Genomic DNA, 1,101 nt, shown 5'->3' with positions numbered 1-1,101 from the left:
TGATTAAGGCGGTGTGTGCAAAAGGACATACGCCTAAAGACGACAACGAAGCAGATGCTTTAGCAATTTTATATTTAGTTAAAGGAAAGGAGATTGGGGATGTCCAATAGAAATAAGTTTGTAACAATTAATGTAGAGAAGTGTCTTCTTGATATTGTTTTGTTACCAGCGATTGAATGCAATGTTTATCTCAGGTTGCGTTTGCAAATGCTCTACACTGGCGAACCTCTTATAAATAATTCACAAGGATTCTCTTATCTTACTAAATGTTCAGTAAAAAGATTTGAAAAGGCGTTAGATTATTTATTGAGGGTTGGAGTCATCATACGTTTAGAAGATGGTCGTTTGTGGAGTTCACAAGTTGAGGAGGAACTCAATAACTTCAATGAAGATCTAAATAATAATAAAGAACAGGAGGGGAAATATGTCAACTAAGTTAGCTTGGGTTCGTTGTTTTCCTTCTGATTGGGTATCTGATGCTAGTGGAATGACGTCGCATCAAATATCGACTTATATGATGTTGATATTGCTTATGTATAAGAAGAGACAGCCAATTCTTGAGAATGCCTCTATATTAGCACGCATTTCTGGTTGTTCAGTAAAAGCTTTTAATAAAGCGCTAGATTTTTTATTGAGTGATGAGAAAGTGATACGTTTAGAAGACGGTCGTTTATGGAGTTTACAGGTTGAAGAGGAACTCAACAACTCTAATGAGAATTTGAATAAGTTTTCAGAGAGAGCGCAGAAGGCAGCGAAGGCAAGATGGGATAAAAATACAAAAGATGCTTGTGATATTAAGCATGATGCTTGTGATAATGCTAATGACGCTAAGCATAATGCTAAGCATGATGCTTGTGATGCTATAACAAACAATACAAACATATATAATAAAAAAACTAAAACTATCGTTTTAGCAAAAAGAGAAATTGGTTCTGAAAGTTTAGAAACAAACGAACAGGTTGACGAACCAACAGAGGTTGCTGCTGTTGAGACCACATCAGAGCAAATCACAACGGGTGTAGAAAACCAACCTCCCATTCACGAGCAAGAGAACGTTCCCAAAAAAGCAAAACGAGCGCAAGCTAATCGCGGTTGTCGATT

At 36.7% G+C, this 1,101-nt stretch carries 2 protein-coding genes; both read left to right on the top strand.

Annotated elements, in window-relative coordinates; translation table 11 throughout:
* Positions 1 to 99 precede the first annotated feature (99 nt).
* Positions 100 to 435, top strand: coding sequence for a hypothetical protein (locus tag ACFIJK_RS09295; RefSeq protein WP_375627591.1), 336 nt, complete (start codon positions 100 to 102; stop codon positions 433 to 435).
* Positions 425 to 1,101 (top strand): DUF1376 domain-containing protein (locus tag ACFIJK_RS09290; RefSeq protein ID WP_375627590.1); only part of this gene is annotated, 677 nt, incomplete at its 3' end. The genes ACFIJK_RS09295 and ACFIJK_RS09290, both read left to right, overlap by 11 nt.

It is taken from the genome of Bartonella sp. PS17NMGDW, from assembly GCF_042193555.1.
Taxonomy (GTDB): Bacteria; Pseudomonadota; Alphaproteobacteria; order Rhizobiales; family Rhizobiaceae; genus Bartonella; species Bartonella grahamii.
This window is presented reverse-complemented; position numbering and strand designations above follow the sequence as displayed.